At 47.1% G+C, this 20,689-nt stretch carries 13 protein-coding genes; 8 read left to right on the forward strand and 5 right to left on the reverse strand.

Annotation, left to right across the window (positions count from 1 at the left end):
- Positions 1–8: 8 nt before the first annotated feature.
- The gene (locus HCJ96_RS16510) at positions 9–1,475 is read left to right on the forward strand and encodes an amidohydrolase family protein (RefSeq protein ID WP_169209852.1); all 1,467 of its coding nucleotides are present in this window, start codon (positions 9–11) and stop codon (positions 1,473–1,475) included.
- A gap of 261 nt (positions 1,476–1,736) precedes the next feature.
- Here HCJ96_RS16510 and HCJ96_RS04575 read toward each other — a convergent pair whose 3' ends face one another.
- The 4 genes from HCJ96_RS04575 to HCJ96_RS04590 form a co-directional block, all read right to left on the reverse strand.
- Positions 1,737–3,008 carry an APC family permease gene (locus tag HCJ96_RS04575; protein WP_169209853.1) on the reverse strand — a complete coding sequence of 424 codons (1,272 nt, stop codon included), beginning with the start codon at positions 3,006–3,008 and terminating at the stop codon, positions 1,737–1,739.
- 279 nt (positions 3,009–3,287) lie between these two features.
- Entirely contained in the window at positions 3,288–3,953 is a 666-nt protein-coding gene (locus HCJ96_RS04580; protein ID WP_169209854.1) for a 2OG-Fe(II) oxygenase, read from the reverse strand.
- A gap of 305 nt (positions 3,954–4,258) precedes the next feature.
- Positions 4,259–5,797 carry an AbgT family transporter gene (locus HCJ96_RS04585; protein ID WP_169209855.1) on the reverse strand — a complete coding sequence of 513 codons (1,539 nt, stop codon included), beginning with the start codon at positions 5,795–5,797 and terminating at the stop codon, positions 4,259–4,261.
- A 158-nt stretch (positions 5,798–5,955) separates the two neighbouring features.
- Entirely contained in the window at positions 5,956–7,143 is a 1,188-nt protein-coding gene (locus tag HCJ96_RS04590; RefSeq protein WP_169209856.1) for a benzoate/H(+) symporter BenE family transporter, read from the reverse strand.
- A 119-nt stretch (positions 7,144–7,262) separates the two neighbouring features.
- Here HCJ96_RS04590 and HCJ96_RS04595 point away from each other — a divergent pair, with 119 nt between their 5' ends.
- Positions 7,263–7,796, forward strand: a complete 534-nt coding sequence (locus HCJ96_RS04595; RefSeq protein ID WP_211162681.1) for a helix-turn-helix domain-containing protein — start codon at positions 7,263–7,265, stop codon at positions 7,794–7,796.
- A 25-nt stretch (positions 7,797–7,821) separates the two neighbouring features.
- On the opposite strand, the gene arcB is transcribed toward HCJ96_RS04595, so the two are convergent.
- Entirely contained in the window at positions 7,822–10,176 is a 2,355-nt protein-coding gene (gene arcB, locus HCJ96_RS04600) for an aerobic respiration two-component sensor histidine kinase ArcB (protein WP_169209857.1), read from the reverse strand.
- 605 nt (positions 10,177–10,781) lie between these two features.
- Here arcB and gltB point away from each other — a divergent pair.
- The 6 genes from gltB (at position 10,782) to galE (ending at position 20,483) form a co-directional block, all read left to right on the forward strand.
- Positions 10,782–15,248 carry a glutamate synthase large subunit gene (gltB, locus tag HCJ96_RS04605; protein WP_169209858.1) on the forward strand — a complete coding sequence of 1,489 codons (4,467 nt, stop codon included), beginning with the start codon at positions 10,782–10,784 and terminating at the stop codon, positions 15,246–15,248.
- A gap of 11 nt (positions 15,249–15,259) precedes the next feature.
- Positions 15,260–16,675: an FAD-dependent oxidoreductase gene (locus tag HCJ96_RS04610; protein WP_169209859.1), complete on the forward strand. Its 1,416-nt coding sequence runs from the start codon at positions 15,260–15,262 to the stop codon at positions 16,673–16,675.
- A 136-nt stretch (positions 16,676–16,811) separates the two neighbouring features.
- Entirely contained in the window at positions 16,812–17,207 is a 396-nt protein-coding gene (locus HCJ96_RS04615) for a hypothetical protein (protein ID WP_169209860.1), read from the forward strand.
- 351 nt (positions 17,208–17,558) lie between these two features.
- Positions 17,559–19,079 (forward strand): peptide MFS transporter, encoded by a 1,521-nt coding sequence (locus HCJ96_RS04620; protein ID WP_169209861.1) that lies wholly within the window; start codon positions 17,559–17,561, stop codon positions 19,077–19,079.
- 82 nt (positions 19,080–19,161) lie between these two features.
- On the forward strand, positions 19,162–19,464 hold the full coding sequence (locus HCJ96_RS04625; RefSeq protein ID WP_169209862.1) for a DUF6170 family protein: 303 nt from the start codon (positions 19,162–19,164) through the stop codon (positions 19,462–19,464).
- Positions 19,464–20,483 carry a UDP-glucose 4-epimerase GalE gene (gene galE / locus HCJ96_RS04630; RefSeq protein WP_169209863.1) on the forward strand — a complete coding sequence of 340 codons (1,020 nt, stop codon included), beginning with the start codon at positions 19,464–19,466 and terminating at the stop codon, positions 20,481–20,483. Before HCJ96_RS04625 ends, galE begins: the two co-directional genes overlap by 1 nt.
- Positions 20,484–20,689: the final 206 nt, after the last annotated feature.

A 20,689-nucleotide genomic window follows, 5' to 3' on the forward strand; every position in this document is an offset into this window, starting at 1 on the left:
ATGTCAACGTGTTCAAAGTTAATCGACTTATCGTAATTTTAGCATTAGGTACACTTCAATTAGTCAATGCCAATGAATTAATTATTGAAGATGTGACGATTATTTCCTCCCATCTGGACAGCGCCAAAGCAAACCAGTTTGTGCGGGTTATCAATGATCGCATTGTGTCGGTTTCTAGTGAGCCACTTTCTCCCCGTTCCGAAAATGCAACCAGGGTTGAGGGAAAGGGCAAATTTTTGACCTATGGATTGATGGATAGTCACGTCCATGTTGGCAGTATTCCTGGCATCGGGTTCATTGACAGTGAAAAGGCAAAGCAACACCCAGAACTCGTGTCCGCTTACCTGGAACAACAACCAAAAAGCTTTTTATATTATGGTATTACCCAGGTTCTGAATTTAGGTGCTAGCCACGGCAAAGAAATTTTCACGCAAGATGCTATTCACCCAGATTTTTTCAGTTGCCAACCCATTCCTGTTGTTGGCGGTTATCCTGATTTAGATGCTGAACACACGCTAATGCATTCTGACTTTTTCATTATTGAGCCCCGCATAAATGATTCCCTTCCCGCATCGAAACCGCCAAGCGAACATACTCCGCAGACCGTGGTTGCGAGAATTGCAAAAACCGGAACTAATTGCATAAAATTATATTTTGAGGACGGCTTTGGTGCGGCTTCTGATTGGCCGATGTTGCTAGATAAAACAGTCGCAAGCGTAAGGGAGGAAGCGACGAAACATGGATTGCAATTGATTGCTCATGCGAATGCTATTGATATGTATCAGCATGCTTTAAAACACAAGGTTGATGTTTTTGCGCATGGCTTGTGGAACTGGCAGTGGCCAGAAGATAAAGGGGCACCGCCTGTGGCTGAGACCCTTGACAAATTGATGGCCGAAAAGGCGGCTTATATGCCAACCATTCAGGTTATGCAGGCACTCAAAGATATGTTTGCAGTTGAGTTAGCATCACAAGAAGAACGCGCTTTGGTGTTACCCAAACCGCTTTTACTGTGGTTTGAAACCGCTGCAGGCAGATGGTTTAAAAGTGAACTTGAAAGCGATTTTCCAGATGGCATGGATGCATCAGAAATTTATACAATTTTTGAATACGGATATAATCGCGCCTTGCAATCCACACACTACCTTGCTGAGGCCAACTACCCTTTACTTTTAGCCTCTGATTTTCCTTCCAGTCCATCATATGCTGCAGCGCCCGGGTTATCCACGTATCACGAGTTGCTAAACATGAAAAAGGCGGGAATGTCGTTGAAAATGATTCTTGACGCGGCAACAATAAATGGACCGAGACAATTTAACATGGCTGCTGACTACGGAACTATCGAACAGGGCAAGGTTGCTAACTTGCTATTATTGAACACCAATCCTCTCACAAACGTTGAAGCCTGGCAGGATATTGAATTAGTCATACTTAGAGGAAGTGCGGTAGAAAGAAATTCTCTAACCGTAAAGTGACTTACATATCGAGAGCGTGTCGATTCAAATCTCTAATTTGGGTTGATGTCGGCTTTTGGATATGAGGTTAGACCAGCCTGAGTCGGTTAACTATCGAGCGCGGGAATTGGACCAAAACCATAGTATTTGCATCCTAGCGTAGAATGACCTACAGACGCCTAAGTGATTAGCATGTTCAAATGCCTTGTTGCTTCAAAAAACGTAAATTAATCAGCATCGATATCTTAACTGCACCGAGCATACATCCGCGCCACAATGGTGTTAATCGATTGTGTTGTTTCGCCGCGCGATGAAAAATAGCAGTGTTCCCACGATGGCAAAGCCAGCAAGCGCCTGCCATTGTGTGACGTTGGTCTGGGTTGTTGCCCACAAGCTAAGGAACAAGGCAACGGGCGCAGCCACTACTATAGTCGGATTAAACGCAGCTAAACCAGCCTGATGACGCAAAATTGGCAGCGCAGCAATTGACGTTATGTAGGCCAATAACCGCGCCAGCGTGCTCACCGCTGCGAGTGCCAGAAAATTATCCCACAGCGAAATCAGGATCGCCAAAACACCAAAAAAAACAATTGAATTGGCCGGCGTTCCCCAACGCGACACCTTACCGAACCAGGCAGGAAGCAGGCCATCGTCAGCCAACGACGGCGGTATGCGGCTTGCCGATGTATGCCCGGCAGTAAGATTGGCTAGCACACTTAGCACAATCGTTGCGCCGATTAATATTGCTCCAATGTCGCCGCCATATTCGCCCGCCAGCGCGGTCAATGGTGCATCAGCGCCAGTCCCAGCAATTGTGCTGTGACTGTAAGCCCATTGCAGCCCAAAATACAATAACGTCACCGCGGCAAGGCCAGCCATCAGGGCACGTGGCATCGCGTGTTGTGGCTTTTTCGTTTCTCCCGCCGGTATCGTCGCGTTTTCAAAGCCAACGAAAGCGTAAAGGGCTGCTAATGCCATGCCTTCAACCGCGCTGAATTCGGGTAAAACAATGGGGCCTGCATGGTGGGCCGCACTGAGACCCACCACGGTGAGCAAGAGCAGGGGCAATAATTTAAATACAGTCATTGCGCCCAGCACAACCACCACTCGTCCAATGCCAATTACATTAATAAAGGTAAGTCCTCCGAGCACAGAAACGATAAAAATAATTTTTGCTATACCTTCTTCGAGCACTGGCCACAGCGCTGCCGCATAAGCTGCCATCACCAGTACGTTGGCCCCCTGGCTAATCAGGCGCGCTGCATAAAAAGTCCAGCCCACCACAAACCCCGGATAGGCACCAAATGCATCCCCCACATAACGCTGCGGTCCACCCGAGCGGTCAGTTAACTTCGTCAGTTCTGAGAAACAGACCACGATCGCCATCACCAGTATTCCACCAATAAGGAGCAGCCAGGGTGCAAAGGTGCCCACGGCACTATGCAGTGCTTCGGGGAGCCCGAATATACCCGCGCCGATTAGGCCATTCACCACAATGAATAACACACCGAGTGTGCCCATATCACGGCGATACTTCGAGGTTTCGGTCGTCATAAAACTCCTAACGGCGAATAATAGAAAATGCATGGAAAATTGCAGCCGGGTATACAATAAAAAGGCGATGACCCTGCGGTCTTTGCTGTTTAGCTTATCTGCTATGCTGCTTACATTGATTCATTGCGGACTAGTTATAACACAGAACGGGCGCAAAAGGGTTACACGCCGTTCTGTGATACACGAACAAATCGCTGCGTGGCGGTCAGCGTTGGCCGCTTAGAAAGGCTAAACGTGAAAATGGCACTGCTATCTTGAGGCTACGATAGTGTTGTGCCACTAACGTGGTGGGTCCACCCTATCCGTCATCGAGGAATTTACTCTATACCAACCGGCTACAGAATAGCGGTCTCGCGCAGCAGGTAGTACTTCGTGCGGAAAATCTTCACTTAAAAAGAGTGCCAGCGTGCCCATCAATGGCACCACGCGCGTACCGACGTGATCAGTTTCATCCTGATACAGCACCAACTCACCGCCATCATCGTTAGACCAATTGGAGTTAAGATAGGTCACCAGTGATAGCACCCGGTTAGTGTTACCTTTAAAGGAGTCCACGTGTCGCTTGTAAAACGCTCCTTGCGGGTAGTGAGCGAAATGACTTTCAAACGAAAATAAGCCCAGAAACAATCTTCGATTGAGATAGTTCTTGAGTTCATTGGCCCAATCAAGCCAACGTTTACCCGCGTCAGATTCCCCGTTGATCCAGCAAATTTCATCGGTTCTGACAAAACGGTTAGTGATCTGGTCTTCGCCACGCCCTATCCCGGCATCCTGGTACTTCGCGCTATTCAGGCTCAGTTGGTGGGACAATAACGACTCAGCGATTAAGGCTGGTAAGGCACCAGGGCGAATACTAAATCCCTTGGTCTCGATATCCTGCGCGATCAGCTCAAATAAATGACTGTTATCATGTTGAGCAGGGAGATTGATTACGTTTGCGAGCATGTTTGACAAGCTATTTATCCCAAAAAAGTGAGTCATTGTTTCAGAGAGACATCTAAATCAATCTACATTAATGTGCGCTCAGAAAACGGCGCATTGTAGCTGAGGATATTTAAAATGCGAATGTTTTTTACACAGTGCTTCTCATCGCGGGAAAGCAGTGTCATTGCTTCAGTTTACCTCTTATGCACAGATATTTTTAAACCGATAAAAAGGTGTGTTTTAGAAAACCTGTTAGCGAGCTCTGAAGGGAAGATAAGCGCACTTAAGAATAGAAAAGGCCCGAGGTAAATCGGGCCTTTGAAATATTACGGCATGCTGTACTCATACGATGCCTGAATTCCCAGTGGGATGCCCAGGGTCCAGTAAAGCACCAGGAACAATGTCCATACAATCAGGAAACTCACGGAGAATGGCAGCATCATGGACGTTAGCGTTCCAATCCCGGTATTGGTTACGTAGCGTTGACAAAAAACTACAACCAATGGGAAATAAGGCATCAACGGCGTGATGATATTGGTACTGGAATCACCGATACGGTAAGCCGCCTGCGCCAGGTCAGGGGATATTCCTAATTGCATCAGCATAGGAATAAAAATTGGTGCTAACAAAGCCCATTTTGCCGAAGCGGAGCCAACAAATAAGTTGATTAAACCGGTTAGCAATATAATGCCGGTAATCGTTATGCCTGCAGGCAGTTGCATGGCCTGTAAGAAATCGGCACCCTGCACAGCCAACAAAATACCGAGGTTAGATTGTCCAAATGCATAAATAAACTGCGCAATACAAAACATGATAACCAGATAGTATCCCATGCCCTGCATGGCTTTCGTCATGCCCTCAACAAATTGTTTGGAGTTTCTGATTGAACCGATAATCAGACCATATACCAGCCCAGGGATAAGGAACAAAAGAAAAATCAGCGGCACAATTGACTGCATTAGTGGTGCAGAAAACGAAGTTAACGAACCATCATCACCACGCCATGGCGATGTCTCCAGAGACGCCGTAACAAACAGGAAAACAATGCCCAGAACCACCGCCAACAACGACCACCGTAATGCTTTACGCTCATCGTCTTGAAGAGGCTCCATCGTCGGCAAATCAGACATGTCGCCGTCAATTGGGTTATTTTTCAACTTAGGTTCGACCAGCTTGTCGGTGATAAACCAACCCAGCAATGTCACCACAATGGCGGATGCTGCGGTGAAGTAATAATTGTTTAACGGGTTAAGAATGACTGTAGGGTCCAGCAACTGTGCACCGGCCTGAGAAATCCCCTGCAACATGGGGTCGAGTGCCGAAGGAACAAAGTTTGCTGAAAAACCGCCCGACACGCCAGCAAAAGCCGCAGCAATACCGGCTAACGGATGTCGACCTGCGGCGTAGAAAATTACTCCCCCAAGCGGAATCACCAATACATAACCGGCATCAACAGCCGAGTGGCTGACAATACCAATAAGAATAATCATTGGTGTCAGTAACCACTTTGCGGTCACAGATAATAAGGCGCGCAAACCAGCATTGATAAAACCGGAATATTCTGCGATGCCGATACCCAGCATGGCAACCAACACCACCCCAACAGGATGAAAATGCGCGAAGTTGGTTACCATAGATGACATTAACTGAGTGAGCGCCTCGCCAGAGAATTGATTGCTAATCCGTAATGGCTCACCATTTCGCGGATCGACCACATCAAAATCGACACCAGACAAGGCCCAGGACAACGCCCAAACCGTGGCGAGTAGAATGATAAATAGCACTGCGGGATCAGGAAGTTTATTCCCCCAGATTTCAACCTTATTGAGAAGCCGCTGGACCAGCGAGGAGTTTGTTTGTTCCATAGAGAATGCTCTTTTTTATTTATGGTTATTTTCCCAGAGCATAAACTACTTGAAATTGCGTTAGATTTACAGGTTAAAGTTCAAGATACCCTTTGTTAAAACGAGACGAATTTGTCGGTGTATGATAAACAATGCACAAATTAGCATGGTGAAATTCATTAGTTCGAGTGAGCTCCCTTCTGTGTCGGCTTTATCTCACTGCGTACGTGGGTAAATGCGACGATTAAGCCCCCCAACATCAATCCCCAAACCGGTGAACCCAGTCCTATCATGGTAAGGCCAGACCCACTGCAGAGAAATGTGAGCGTTCCCGCATGACGATGATGCTCATCATTTATCATTTTTACTAAGCTGGCCTGCAGCGTACCAATTAAAGCGAGTCCGGCTAACAGATGAATGATTAGCTGTGGAAGCTGAGTGAATAAGGACACGATGCTGGCTGCAAACGTGCCTGCGAGCAGATAAAATACGCCTGCCATTACCCCTGCCCAAAAGCGTTGCTGTTTATCATTATCCACATGATCGCCCATACAGATAGCCGCCGTGATCGCAGCCAGATTAAATGTAAAGCCACCAAATGGAGCGCTGATCAATGTCGTTGCATTGACCGAATTTAACAGGCCGGCTGAAGGTGGGCGGTAGCCATGGCTGTGCAATATGGCTAAGCCTGGCAGATTTTGCGATAACATGGTAATCAAACTTAACGGTAGTGCCAGGCTGAGTGTCGCCGCCCATGAAAATTCGGGCGTTACCCAAATCAGTGTTGGCGACTGAAAAGGTGCAAAGGTCAACGGCGCTTGGTTTAATACGAAACCAGCGCAGCCAGCTGCAACCAACAATACGAGCATCACGTAACGTGGAAAGTAAAAGCTCCCCAGCAGATAAACACCAATAAATGCCGCCATTAATGCAGGATCTTCATTCCCTTGCACGAATACTGTCAGACAAAAGGGTAAAAGTATGCCTGCCAACATCCCTGAAGAAAGCGCTGGCGGAATGCGTTCAATCATCTTGAGCAACGGTTTTATCTGGGTTACCGCAATACTGATCAGCGCGGAACTGATAAACGCCCCCGTGACTTCTGGCAAAGAATACCCTGGAACCGCGAGGATTAAAAAAGCCGCGCCAGGGGTCGACCAGGCCGAAACGACGGGCATACGATGGTAAAGACTCAGCCCAATACAGGAAACACCCATACCGAGTCCTAAGATACAAAGCCAGCTGATGACCTGGCTGGCACTGGCTCCGGCCGCAGTTGCTGCCTCAATCACAATGACCACAGCACTGCTATAGCCGACAACAACTGCAGTTAGCCCCGCTGAAATATGGCTGATTCGAAGAGGCATGTGGGCTCCTTAAGGTGATGTAGCAATTTGTGCTGAGTTTGGGTAAGCTTTACGGCCATTGTGCGTTATAGCGCACAATTGAATATAGCATCGTGCGCTATAACGCACAATGGACATTTATGAACGAAAATATTGCTGAATATATCGCTAAAAATTTAAAAGCTCGCAGACAGGAAAAAGGCTGGAGTCTGGACAGCACGGCTAAAGCAACCGGTGTATCGAAAGCCATGCTGGGCCAAATCGAACGAGAAGAATCCAGTCCTACCATTGCAACATTATGGAAAATTGCCACAGGCTTGAACTGTTCGTTTTCATCGCTGCTAGATCAAGGCAGCGCATCGCCTCACCAACATAATTTTAAGGATGATGTTAGTATGGCGGTTGAAACGCTGTTCCCGTTTTCACCGGTAACGTCTTTTGAAGTCTTTGCCATTACGCTTAGCGATCACCATCGGCAATTATCGCCAGCACACAGCAATGGTGTAACTGAGCACATTCATGTGTTAAGCGGCGAGCTAGCTGTATTAAGTGATGGTCAGTGGCGCAGCATCAGTGAAAATCAACAATTTGTGTTAGCGGCAGATCAACCTCACGGCTATGAGGCCAAATCTGGCACGTGCAAATTTATCGATGTTATCCATTACCCCCAATAGCATCAAAAATGGATGGGGGTATGACTTAATCATCCACCATCTGCTCGTTCAGCCACTCATTGAGTGATTTCATGTCATGGGGTACGGCCATTTGCAGCTCCTCTACCCAGTCATGCACGTTCTGCCACCAGGCAGGATGGTCGCCCTGTTGGATCTGATTGGCGATACGCTGAACTCTCGCCAGCCCCACAGAGCCGGCGGCGCCTTTAATCTTATGCGCCTGCGCGCAAACTTCATCTTTTTCATTTGCGCTTAAGTTTGAGAGTAAAATATCCATGTATTCTGGCATTTTGTCTTGAAACACTTTGACACTTGCGCGGATCATGTCTTCACCGATGGTATCCACCAGCATTTGCAACAAATCCATGTCTAGAATGTTGTTCAGTGACTTAGCCGCATCGCGCTTGGATTCACTGCTATCGCTGACTCTCAGCGTCATCGGGTCAGCAAACAGGGCATTGAACACTTCAATTACACGGCTTTTCTTAATGGGTTTGGCGATAATGTCGTCCATGCCGTTTTGCAGGTATTCTTCACGTTTTTTAATGACATTAGCGGTGAGTGCAACAATGGGTGTCTGCATCACTAAATCTTCTTCGTGCAGCGTACTGGCAACGTCAAAACCGCTCATATCGGGAAGCTGGATATCCAATAAAATTAAGTCGTACTGATTTTTTCTGACTTTTTCGATGGCTTCCGTTCCGGTCATGGCCACATCTACCCGTTGGCCCAGCTTTTCTAATAAGGCTTTTGCGACCATCACATTCAGCTCAATATCTTCTACCAATAGAATGTTGAGGTCGGTTACCTGCAGCTTTTCTACTTGCATTGGCCGCTTGGAAATTTGCAGAGGTAGCTCAATTTCAAAGCGCGTCCCCTTGCCCACTTCGCTGCTGACGCGGATCTCGCCTTTCATCAGCTCAACCATTTGTTTGCAAATAGCTAAACCTATGCCGGTTCCGGTGGCAGATTGATGGTCGGGGTGATCCACCTGATAATACATGGCGAAAATCTTATCCAGTTCTGCTTCAGGGATCCCTACCCCGGTATCTTCAATCACATACGTCACCAGCGATATATCCTTGTGTGGCTTGGTGGCAGTCACGGTTAAGCTGACCTGGCCTTTTTGGGTAAACTTCACCGCATTAAACAAAATATTCCATAGGATCTGACGTAAGCGCGTACCATCTACTTCCACCAGCTGCGGCAAGGGTTCATTAATGGTAGTAATAAGGTTGAGTGATTTATCTGCGGCCAGCAGGCGAATGATGCTGCTTAACTCTTCGGTAAAATCTTTCAATGAAACGGTTTTTAAACTCAGTTCCAATTTATCCCTGTCCAGCTTATCCAGGTCAATAATATCGTTAAAAATATTACCCAGGGTGATGGCGCTGGCATAAATAGTACTGACCCAACTGAATTGCTCTTCGCTTAAATCGGTGTCACGCAACATGCGACTTAACCCCACAATGCCATTTAACGGTGTGCGTAATTCATGGCTGATGGTGGCGATAAAACGGGTTTTGTCTGTGCTGGCTTTGGCCGCAGCATTTTCGGCAATTTTGCGTTCGGTCATATCACGCCCAAAGGCTAATAAGCCCAGCCTCTTACCATCAGCGTCGAAAAACGGCACTTTACGCATTTCAAAATAACGACGACGTCCATCGGCGAAGCGCAACCAAAGCTCTTCTGTAATGCTGGCGTTGGTTTCGAACACTTCGTGATCGCTGGTTACTACCTGACGGGCAAGATCTTCTTCGTAAACGTCGTGGGGTGTAAGACCCAGCAGCTCTTTTTCAGATTTACCGGTCATCATTTCTGCCACCCGGTTACATCCGGCGAAACGTCCCTCTTCATTGCGGTAATAAATGAGATCCGGTGATGCATCGATAATTGACCGAAGCAAAGTTGAAAGACGACGCGCCTGCTCTTCCTGTTCTGACTTATCCTGAATTTCTTTTTCTAAATCCTTAAAAACGGCCTCGCGCTCTTCCTGGGCTGACCGTCGCTGTTCTATCTCGTAGTTAAGCTGGCGGATGTTATTTTGTAACTCGCGGTTTAAAAACACATCTTCTTCACGCAGCTTCTCAAGCTGAGAAACCACTTCTTTCAGGTTAGTGCGTGAGGTCTCAAGTTGCTTTACCAGTTCACTGAAAAAAAACAGTACCCAAGGTGCTGAGAGCATGGTCAATATAACCGCACTGATAAAATCATCCGGGTCAACATCACTGCCCAGACTGACTCGAATCATGTATGAGCCGCCTAAGGTAACGATCAATGTAACCAGCACAAAGACAATGCTCAGTTTAAGTGTACCGAAGCGCTGAACGAATTGGGCAAAGCGAATTGCCCATGAATCTTTAGGTGAATCTTGATGCATCTAGAATCAGTCTTGCAAAATCAGGTGGCTTATCCTATCAGGACTTCATAGATTGCGTCTAAATTTGGCGTATAAAAACGTCATAAAATTTATCCGCAAGGTTGCTTGTTAAATATTTGTGAATAGTTGACTCATAAATATTCACGTTAAAAGCACTTTAAATTATAAAAATTTAGGATAAACATCCTAACGTAATGAATTTCGAGTTTTTGACAGAAAAGCAGGCAAAACATAACCTATTGAATTTAAATAATAATAAAATTATTGCAAAATTTAACGTGGCGGTAAATTGGTTGAAGATTGATTTTATTTCCTAAAATAGCTATGTTGTACACCCGCGAACTATAATGAATAATAATGCGGACAGGCGATTCATCTCTAAGATGGCAACGACAGTAGGCGGCAAGATACGACATAAGCCAAGTGGGTAAAGATAGGGTAGCGAATGGAGGGTGTACCTTTATTTGTTGCGAAACCAATAAATGTCCCCCAGTGCATCTTGTTCAGCCTTAATAATAAAGATTGCCACCACCTTGCACCTCGCAGATTTTTAGCGACTCTGTGCAGCGTTGTACCCTACCTATGCATGGTTGAAGGAGCAGATAATGAGTTTATACAATCCCAATGACTCACGGGACAATTGTGGTTTCGGATTGATCGCCCACCTAAATGGCGAAGCCAGCCATGAACTGGTTACCACTGCTATTCATGGGTTGGACAGAATGCAGCATCGAGGCGGTATTGCAGCCGACGGCAAAACTGGCGATGGCTGTGGTCTGCTATTACAGAAACCGGATGCGTTTTTTCAGTCAGTTGCGCAAGAAAATGGCTGGAAGTTAAGCAAAAAATACGGTGTGGGAATGATTTTTCTCAGTCAGGACGAAGAAAAAGCCTCAGCCGCAAAAGCCATCCTTAATGAAGAGCTTGAGAAAGAAACCTTAGGCGTGGCTGGCTGGCGTCAGGTTCCGGTAGACAAAAGTGTATTAGGCGAGCTGGCATTAACGGGTGTTCCTCAAATTGAACAAGTGTTTGTCAATGCGCCGCCCGGTTGGCGCAAAAAAGATCTTGAACGCCGTCTTTATATGATCCGCAGGCGCACCGAAAAACGTCTCGAAAACGATGAAGAATTTTATATCGCGTGTCTGTCCGGTTTAGTCACTGTGTATAAAGGGCTGGTGATGCCAAAAGACTTGCCCACGTTTTTTACTGATCTAGCCGATGAACGCATGCAAAGTGCAATTTGCGTATTCCATCAGCGCTTTTCAACCAACACCTTGCCGCGCTGGCCGCTTGCACAGCCCTTCCGCTTTCTGGCCCATAATGGTGAAATCAATACTATTAAGGGCAATCGTGACTGGGCGATGGCGCGCACCGGCAAGTTTGCAACCCCGCTGATCCCGGATCTTAAAGATGCCGCGCCGTTTGTTAATACCCAAGGCTCCGACTCGTCTTCATTGGACAATATGCTCGAGCTCTTTCTGGCAGGTGGGATGGACTTATTTCGGGCAATGCGATTGTTAGTTCCACCCGCGTACCAGAATAACCAGACCATGGATGCCGACTTACGCGCTTTCTATGAATTTAATTCAATGCATATGGAGCCCTGGGACGGACCCGCAGGCATTGTGTTAACCAATGGTCGCCACGTTGCGTGTAATCTGGATCGCAACGGTTTGCGCCCGGCCCGTTATGTGATCACAGATAATGGTTTTATCACACTGGCTTCAGAAATTGGCATCTGGGACTACTCTGAACACAATGTGGTCGAGAAAGGACGCGTCGGCCCGGGTGAGATGCTAGCGGTAGATACCTACACAGGCAAAATCTGGCGTTCTAACGAGATTGATGACGATCTTAAGGCCCGTCATCCCTACGCCGAATGGCTGCAAAAGCATATTCGCCGCTTAACTCCAATCGAACAAATGGACGCGTCTGCCATTGGTAAACGCGTATTCGACGACGATATGATGGCGGTGTACCACAAACTGTTTAATTACAGCTACGAAGAAATTCAGCAAATTATCAAAGTACTTGCGAAAGATGGTCAGGAAGCAGTAGGTTCAATGGGCGACGATACGCCAATGGCCGTGTTGTCTTCTAAACATCGCACCTTATTTGATTACTTTCGTCAGCAATTCGCTCAGGTGACCAATCCGCCGATTGATCCCCTGCGGGAAAACCATGTTATGTCGTTAGCAACCTGTATTGGTCGCGAACAGAACGTGTTTAACGAGACGTCTGGTTATGCCAACCGGGTGTTGTTCAATTCGCCCATATTAATGTATACCGATTTAAAACAGCTGAGAGAATTTAATCCGGAGCATTACTATTCTGAAAAAGTTGAATTGCAATACACCGCGGAGGAAGGCTTAAAAAAAGCGGTGGAACGGATATGCAACGAAGTGGAATACCTGGTTAAGAAGAAGCGCGCTGCATTTGTAATTTTATCTGATCGTCAAATTAAAAAGAGTACGTTGCCCATCCCGGCCGCGATGGCTGTGGGTGCAGTGCAACGTCGTTTAATCGATAAAGCATTGCGTTGTGACGCCAATATTGTGGTGGAAACTGCGGCAGCCCGTGATCCACACCATTTTGCTGTACTTATAGGCCTGGGTGCGACCGCGATATATCCCTTTCTGGCTTACGAGACCATTGAACAGCTATGCGAGAAAGGCGAGCTGGACATCCCAGTCATGCAGGCTACATTGAACTACCGTCAGGGTATCAGCAAAGGCTTATACAAAATCATGTCCAAAATGGGCATCAGTACTGTCGCCAGTTATCGCAGCGCAAAACTGTTTGAAGCCATTGGCATAAATCAGGAGGTAGTTAAGCTATGTTTTAATGGCATTCCTTCACGCATTCAGGGTGCAGGCTTTGAAGATTTTGAGCAGGATCAGCTAAATCTTTCCCGCATTGCCTGGCTTAAACGCAAATCCATTTCGCACGGCGGACTGCTCAAGTACGTACATGATGGTGAATATCATGCGTATAACCCGGATGTGGTGACTTCGTTACAAAAAGCCGTGGTCAGCGGTAATTATGATGACTATAAAGTATTTGCCCAATTGGTTAACGAACGCTCACCAGCACATCTTCGGGATTTGCTGCAGATCGGTTCGGCTAATGATCCGATCGATATAAGCGAAGTTGAACCCGCAGAAAACCTGTTTTCCCGTTTTGATACCGCCGCCATGTCTATTGGTGCCCTGAGCCCTGAAGCCCATGAAGCGTTAGCCATTGCCATGAACCGCCTCGGTGGACAATCGAACTCGGGGGAAGGTGGCGAACACCCTTCACGCTTTGGCACTGAAAAGAACTCTAAAATTAAACAGGTGGCGTCCGGTCGCTTTGGTGTGACACCACATTATCTGATAAACGCCAATGTGATTCAGATAAAAGTCGCGCAGGGTGCAAAACCGGGTGAAGGAGGACAACTTCCCGGCGACAAGGTCAATAAATATATCGCCCAGCTGCGTTTTTCGGTGCCCGGCGTCACCTTGATATCACCTCCTCCGCATCATGATATTTATTCAATTGAAGATTTAGCCCAGCTGATTTTTGATTTGAAACAGGTAAACCCGACCGCGTTAATTTCGGTCAAGCTGGTATCAGAGCCCGGAGTGGGAACAGTTGCTACCGGTGTAGCCAAAGCATATGCCGACCTTATCACTATCTCGGGCTACGATGGCGGCACGGGCGCCAGCCCGCTGACGTCGGTTAAATATGCAGGCAGCCCTTTCGAACTGGGTTTGGCTGAATCGCAGCAGGCGCTGGTCGAAAACGGCCTGCGCCATAAAGTGCGGGTGCAAACAGACGGCGGCCTGAAAACCGGCTTAGACGTAATCAAAGCGGCGATGTTAGGCGCTGAAAGTTTTGGTTTCGGCACTGGCCCGATGGTGGCGCTAGGCTGTAAATATCTGCGTATTTGCCATTTGAATAATTGCGCTACCGGCGTGGCCACGCAAGATCAGAAGCTCCGGGACGAGTATTTTATAGGCTTACCTGAAATGGTGATGAATTACTTTAAATTTATCGCGCAGGAGGTCAGAGAGATCATGGCTGAGTTGGGTATTCGTCGATTTGACGAACTCGTCGGTCGCACTGAATTGTTAGCGCCCAGACAGGGCATTACGGCCAAGCAGAATAAATTGGATTTATCGCCATTGCTGGCCACCCCCAAAGCCGGCGACCATACCCGTTTATTCTGTTCTGAGACCACCAATATACCGATGGATAAAGGCGAATTAAATGCCCGTATCATCGATGACGCACGTAATGCAGTGGAATCGTCTTCAGGCCGACAGTTAAACTACCCTATCCGCAACACCGACCGGTCAGTAGGTGCGATGTTGTCGGGCTTTATTGCTCGCCACCACGGTAATAACGGCATGGAAGATCACCCAGTTTGCATTCAGTTCACCGGTACCGCTGGCCAGAGCTTTGGGGTATGGAACGCCGGTGGTCTGCATATGCGTCTTGAAGGTGATGCCAATGATTATGTGGGCAAAGGTATGACGGCTGGTAAACTGGTTATCTATCCTCCTGCACACGTAAAGTATGACACTCACAATAGCGCCATTATGGGTAACACCTGCTTGTATGGTGCCACTGGTGGTAAATTATTTGCAGCCGGTCGCGCCGGAGAACGTTTTGGTGTGCGCAATTCAGGGGCCATCGCTGTAGTAGAGGGCATTGGCGACAATGGCTGTGAATATATGACAGGCGGTATTGTTGCTGTTTTAGGCGATATTGGGGTCAACTTTGGTGCAGGCATGACAGGTGGATTTGCCTATTTGTATGACAGCAAAAATGACTTGGATAATCGCGTTAACCCTGCACTGGTAGAAGTATTATCAATTGAAGATAAAGTCATTCTGGCGGAGCACTTACGTGGTCTGATCAATCAGCATTACGAAGAAACCGGCAGCGAATTCGCGTTATCACTACTCACTAATTTCGCCGCATCGTTGAAGAAATTTAAGCTGGTGAAACCTAAAACCAGTGACGTTAAAAATCTGCTAGGCCACATTAGTCGCTCGAGTGCAGAACTACGAGTAGAAGCGCAGTAATCGGAGGGCTTATGGCAAAGAATGTTTATCAATTTGTGGATGTTGAGCGAATCGACCCACCCAAAAAGCCAATCACGATGAGAAAATCAGAGTTTGGTGAAATTTACCAGCCGTTGACCAAATCGCAAACGGAAGGTCAGGCTGACCGTTGTCTGGATTGCGGTAATCCGTATTGTGAATGGAAGTGCCCGGTACACAATTATATTCCGCAATGGCTTAATCTGGCTAACGAAGGGCGAATTATAGAAGCCGCTGAGTTATCGCACAAAACCAACAGCTTGCCTGAAGTCTGCGGACGTGTGTGTCCGCAAGACAGACTGTGCGAAGGCGCCTGCACCCTCAACGATGATTTTGGTGCGGTAACTATTGGCAGCATCGAAAAGTACATTACCGACACCGCGTTCAAAATGGGTTGGCGCCCGGATATGTCAGATGTAGAGTGGACCGATAAAAAGGTGGCTATTGTGGGAGCAGGCCCAGCAGGCCTGGCGTGCGCCGACATTCTGGTTCGTAATGGTGTCAAACCTGTTGTATTTGATCGTTACGAAGAAATCGGTGGATTACTCACCTTTGGTATTCCCTCATTCAAACTCGAAAAGGACGTTATCAAGCTTCGTCGCGAAATTTTTACTGAAATGGGTGTCGAATTCAAACTGAATACCGAAATTGGTAAAGATATTCCTTTTGAAACGCTAATCGAGGAATACGATGCCGTGTTTTTGGGGATGGGAACCTATACTTCGATGCAGGGCGGATTTGAGAACGAAAAAGCCAACGGGGTTTTTGACGCCCTGCCCTTCTTAATCGCCAATACTAACAGGGTTATGGGACTGGAGAAAAATCCGGCCGACTTCATCGACATGAAAGGTAAAAAAGTGGTGGTGTTGGGAGGTGGCGATACCACCATGGATTGCGTGCGTACTTCAATTCGGCAGGGTGCGAAAAGCGTTATCTGCGCATATCGTCGTGATGAAGAAAGTATGCCTGGCTCCCGACGCGAGGTCGTGAATGCCCGCGAAGAAGGCGTGGAGTTCAAGTTTAACCTGCAACCGCTTGACATTGTAACCAATGCACAAGGTGATGCGGTTGGCGTAAAACTGGTAAAAACCACCATGGGACCGGCTGATGCGTATGGACGACGTCGCCCTGTGGAAGTGGCTGATTCAGAACATATTCTTGAAGCTGACGCCGTTATCATCGCCTTCGGATTTCAGCCCAGTCCTGCAGGCTGGTTTGGAAATTTCGGTATAATTCTGGATGAAAAAGGCCGGGTGCGCGCACCTGCCAACGGCAAGTTTGCCTATCAGACCTCAAATCCACAGATTTTTGCCGGTGGCGATATGGTTCGGGGCAGTGACCTGGTGGTAACTGCCATTGATGAAGGACGGAAAGCCGCCAACGGCATTTTAGATTTTCTTCACGTGTAAGCCACGTCGGCAATAAAGTACAATCAGCCTATACTTTACCGCCCTTTCTCATACCTTTAAGGGCGGTAAAGTCGTTGCCCCGACTCCTTTCAGCCACTATAGTTATCTTACGAAAAAGCAGTATAAAATCGGGGCGATGATGCACAAATTACTCAAAACCAGTCTGATAGTGATGGGGTTGGCGTTCACTCATATGAGTCATGCTGCTGATAATGCGCTATCTCAGCCAGAAACGGTTAATTGTCCCGGTTCATTTTTTACCGTTGATTTACCCACCGATGCGAAACAGTGCCAATTATTCGATACCGATACCCCAGCCTCAATGGTGTTTTTCTCTCCAGCGAATAAAGACACGATGATCCAGCATTTTCAGTCAACCATCCCTTCACTGAAAGTGATGTCAACGTTCAACGATTACACCTTGTTAATGGGTGAGGAAGACACGATTCGTATCATTGTTTCAACTGATGGAAAAGGATCGCAGGTTGATGTGTTGATAATACAACACGGCGAATTTGCTAAAAACTCTTAACGAGACCATGTGTAACCATTAAACACAGAAACTGTTCAAACCACGCAAAACCTGGCTCATGCAGTCTGTTTTCTGTGGTATTGGCTAAATTCTCATACACAGCAGACGCTTAACACCCTGCTTTGCGCTTTTCTTTTATTTCCCCTCGCAATCGGCATAACTATTCATCGATAAAGTTGTATCGGGCGCTTGTAACGGCCCATATCCTCTAGTATAACGGGCTATCTTTGACAAAAGACGACTCTCGAAACATGCTTTTCGTCATACGCTGAGGACAAGCATGCGCAGATCATTGAGGTCAGCAAAAAAAATATCACAACAATAATATTTCTACGGAACAAGATGTAAACAATGAAAAATTCTAACGATACCAGCTTCTTCGGACACCCCGGGGGGCTCCAGACTTTATTCTTTACCGAAATGTGGGAACGTATGAGTTACTACGGCATGCGTGCCTTGCTCGTTCTTTTCATGACCGCCAGTTTGCAGGAAGAAGGCCTGGCATTTACCGTTGCTACTGCCACCGCTATCTATGGTTTGTACACCGGCGCGGTCTATTTCATGGGCTTACCCGGTGGATGGATTGCTGACCGACTGATCGGAGGGCAAAAAGCCGTCTGGTATGGTGGCATTATCATAATGACCGGTCACATTGTGCTGGCAATTCCAGCCGAATGGAGCTTTTTTATCGGTTTAATTCTGGTTGTGTTGGGTACAGGATTGCTCAAACCCAATATCGGTGCGATCGTTGGCCAGCTCTATTCTGACGAAGATACCCGCCGCGACAGTGGCTATACCATTTATTACATGGGAATCAATATAGGCTCGGTAATTGGATACCTGGTGTGTGGCTGGTTGCAAGTCAACCAGGGATATCACTGGGCATTTGGTGCCGCCGCCGTGGGCATGGCGATTGGCTTAATACAGTACAGAATGACTCAGGATAAACTTGGGGGCGAGTCAAGTGAGCCTACGGTTGCGATTTCTCCCTTAGCCAAGAAATTGAGCTGGACAGCCATTATTGCGTTCTTAGCTGGTCTTGCCATCACCACATTCCTGGTTTTCCAGGGTATGGTGACAATCAATCCGGTCACCCTGGCTGAGCAAGTGGCGGTGGTATTTACCGTTACCTTTCTACTCTATTTCGGCGGCATATTCTTTTTTGGTGAACTTAATGGCGTCGAAAAAAGACGCATGGGCGCGCTATTTCTTATCTGTATCGCCTCAGCGTGCTTTTGGGCAGGGTTTGAACAGGCAGGCTCGTCACTTAACCTGTTCGGGCGCGATTACACTGATAGAATGTTAGGTGATTTCGAAATTCCGGCACCCTGGTTCCAGTCAGCTAACTCCTTTTTTATTATTTTACTTTCTCCTTTCTTTGCCGCGCTGTGGATCAATCTGGGTAAACGAATGATCGATCCGTCTTACGGCGCTAAATGTGCTATCGGGCTGATTATTATGGCCAGTGGCTTTATCGTGATGTTCTTCGCTGCTCAGCTCGCTGCCAGCGGCTTGAAAGTGGCGCCTTACTGGCTGGTCATGACCTACTTCCTGCACACCGTGGGTGAGCTATGTTTAAGCCCGGTAGCGCTCAGTGCTGTCAGTAAATTGTCACCGAAACGTTTTGCGGGGCAGATGATGGGTGTGTTTGTATTAACCTACTCAATTGGGAATGTAATTGCTGGCTTGTTGGCAGGAAACTTTAACCCAGAGCGTCTGGATCAAATGCCAAACCTCTTTATTCAGATAAGCCTGTTCAGCATTGCCATTGGTATTGTCGTACTGTTGCTTACGCTGAAAACACGTAAGTGGGAAAAACTGGACCAAAAAGAACACCTTGCAGAACCGCACCCGGTGTCTCAGCAAGGCTAGTTTAAGTAGATCCAAATAGTTAATTACTCCATATAAACCGCTGTGTATAACAATACCTCAGCGGTTTTTTTACGAGGTAAAAATGGCATTTTATTTTTCAACTAAGCACATTCCGGCGCTACAGGGTTTGACGCTTACAGAGCGTATGAAGTATCTTGATGAAGCAGCCAAATCACTCTCCGTTCCTGAACGAATGCTGTTGAATATAATGAAGTTATTGATTATTTGTCCGGTCTTTGCCTTATTGCTTAGAACGGCAGATGACTGGACCTCCATACTTTGGGCCGCTGTGATCATTATGCTTTATCCGCTATTGGTAAAGCCCATACAATATTCGTTAAGTGCAAAATATTTAACCACTAACCCCAATTCCAAGGAGTCATAATGAAGTCGGTACTAGTCACCGGGGGAGCAGGATATATTGGTAGCCACACAACACTGCAGTTACTTGAGCAGGGTTACCCGGTTGTTGTGCTGGACAACCTGACCAATTCAAGTGTTGAGTCGCTACGTCGCGTTGAAGAAATTACCGGCAAGTCACTGACATTTGTTGAAGGCGATATACGCGATCAATCAGTTCTGGAAAATATTTTCAGTGAAAACGATATTGGTTCAGTGATTCATTTTGCCGGACTAAAAGCGGTGGGTGAGTCAGTGGAAAAACCCATGCAGTATTACGAGAACAACGTATATGGCACTCTGACGCTGTGCAATGTAATGCAACGACACAATGTTAAAAATATCGTTTTTAGTTCATCCGCTACAGTGTATGGTGACCCCGCCTCGTTACCGTTACGTGAGTCTATGTCTACCGGCCAGCCTACCAACCCTTATGGAATGTCAAAGTTGATGGTCGAGCACATCCTGACGGACGTGTTTAAGTCGGACAACGATTGGAATATTGTTCTTTTGCGCTATTTCAATCCTGTAGGTGCGCATATATCAGGACGCATTGGCGAAGATCCCAATGGCATTCCAAATAATCTGATGCCATACATTTCACAGGTTGCCACTGGGAAACTAAAAGAGTTAAGTGTGTTTGGAGATGATTACGACACACCAGACGGAACCGGAGTGCGTGACTATATCCATGTTGAAGATCTTGCCAACGGCCATTTAAAGGCACTCGATCGCCTGGCATTAAATATGGGCCTTGATATCTATAACTTAGGTACCGGTCAGGGCTATTCAGTGCTAGAAATGATTAAGGCATTTGAGAAGGCATCGGGTAAACAGGTGCCGTATAAAATTGCGCCCAGGCGCAGCGGCGATGTGGCGTCCTGTTATGCGGATCCAACGTTGGCGGCCAAAGAGCTGAATTGGCACGCTGATAAAGATCTTGAAGCCATGTGCGAGGATATCTGGCGCTGGCAGTCTAACAATCCTAACGGATACGCTGTCTAACATCCCCCCCTCCCAAGGCACATCTTATTGCGTTGATGTGCCTTCATTTCGCTTCATTCTTCCGGTATAGCTACCATATCTTTGCAGCTTGCCGCAGAGCAACTCGAACCAGCCTGAAGCAATTTTTGTTACGCATCAACCAGGAACAATCGTCCGGTTCAGTATCGTCCAGCTATTTTATGCCAAAGCTTTCAAACAAAAAAAAG

This window comes from Alteromonas ponticola (assembly GCF_012911815.1).
In the GTDB taxonomy this organism is placed as follows: Bacteria; Pseudomonadota; Gammaproteobacteria; order Enterobacterales; family Alteromonadaceae; genus Alteromonas; species Alteromonas ponticola.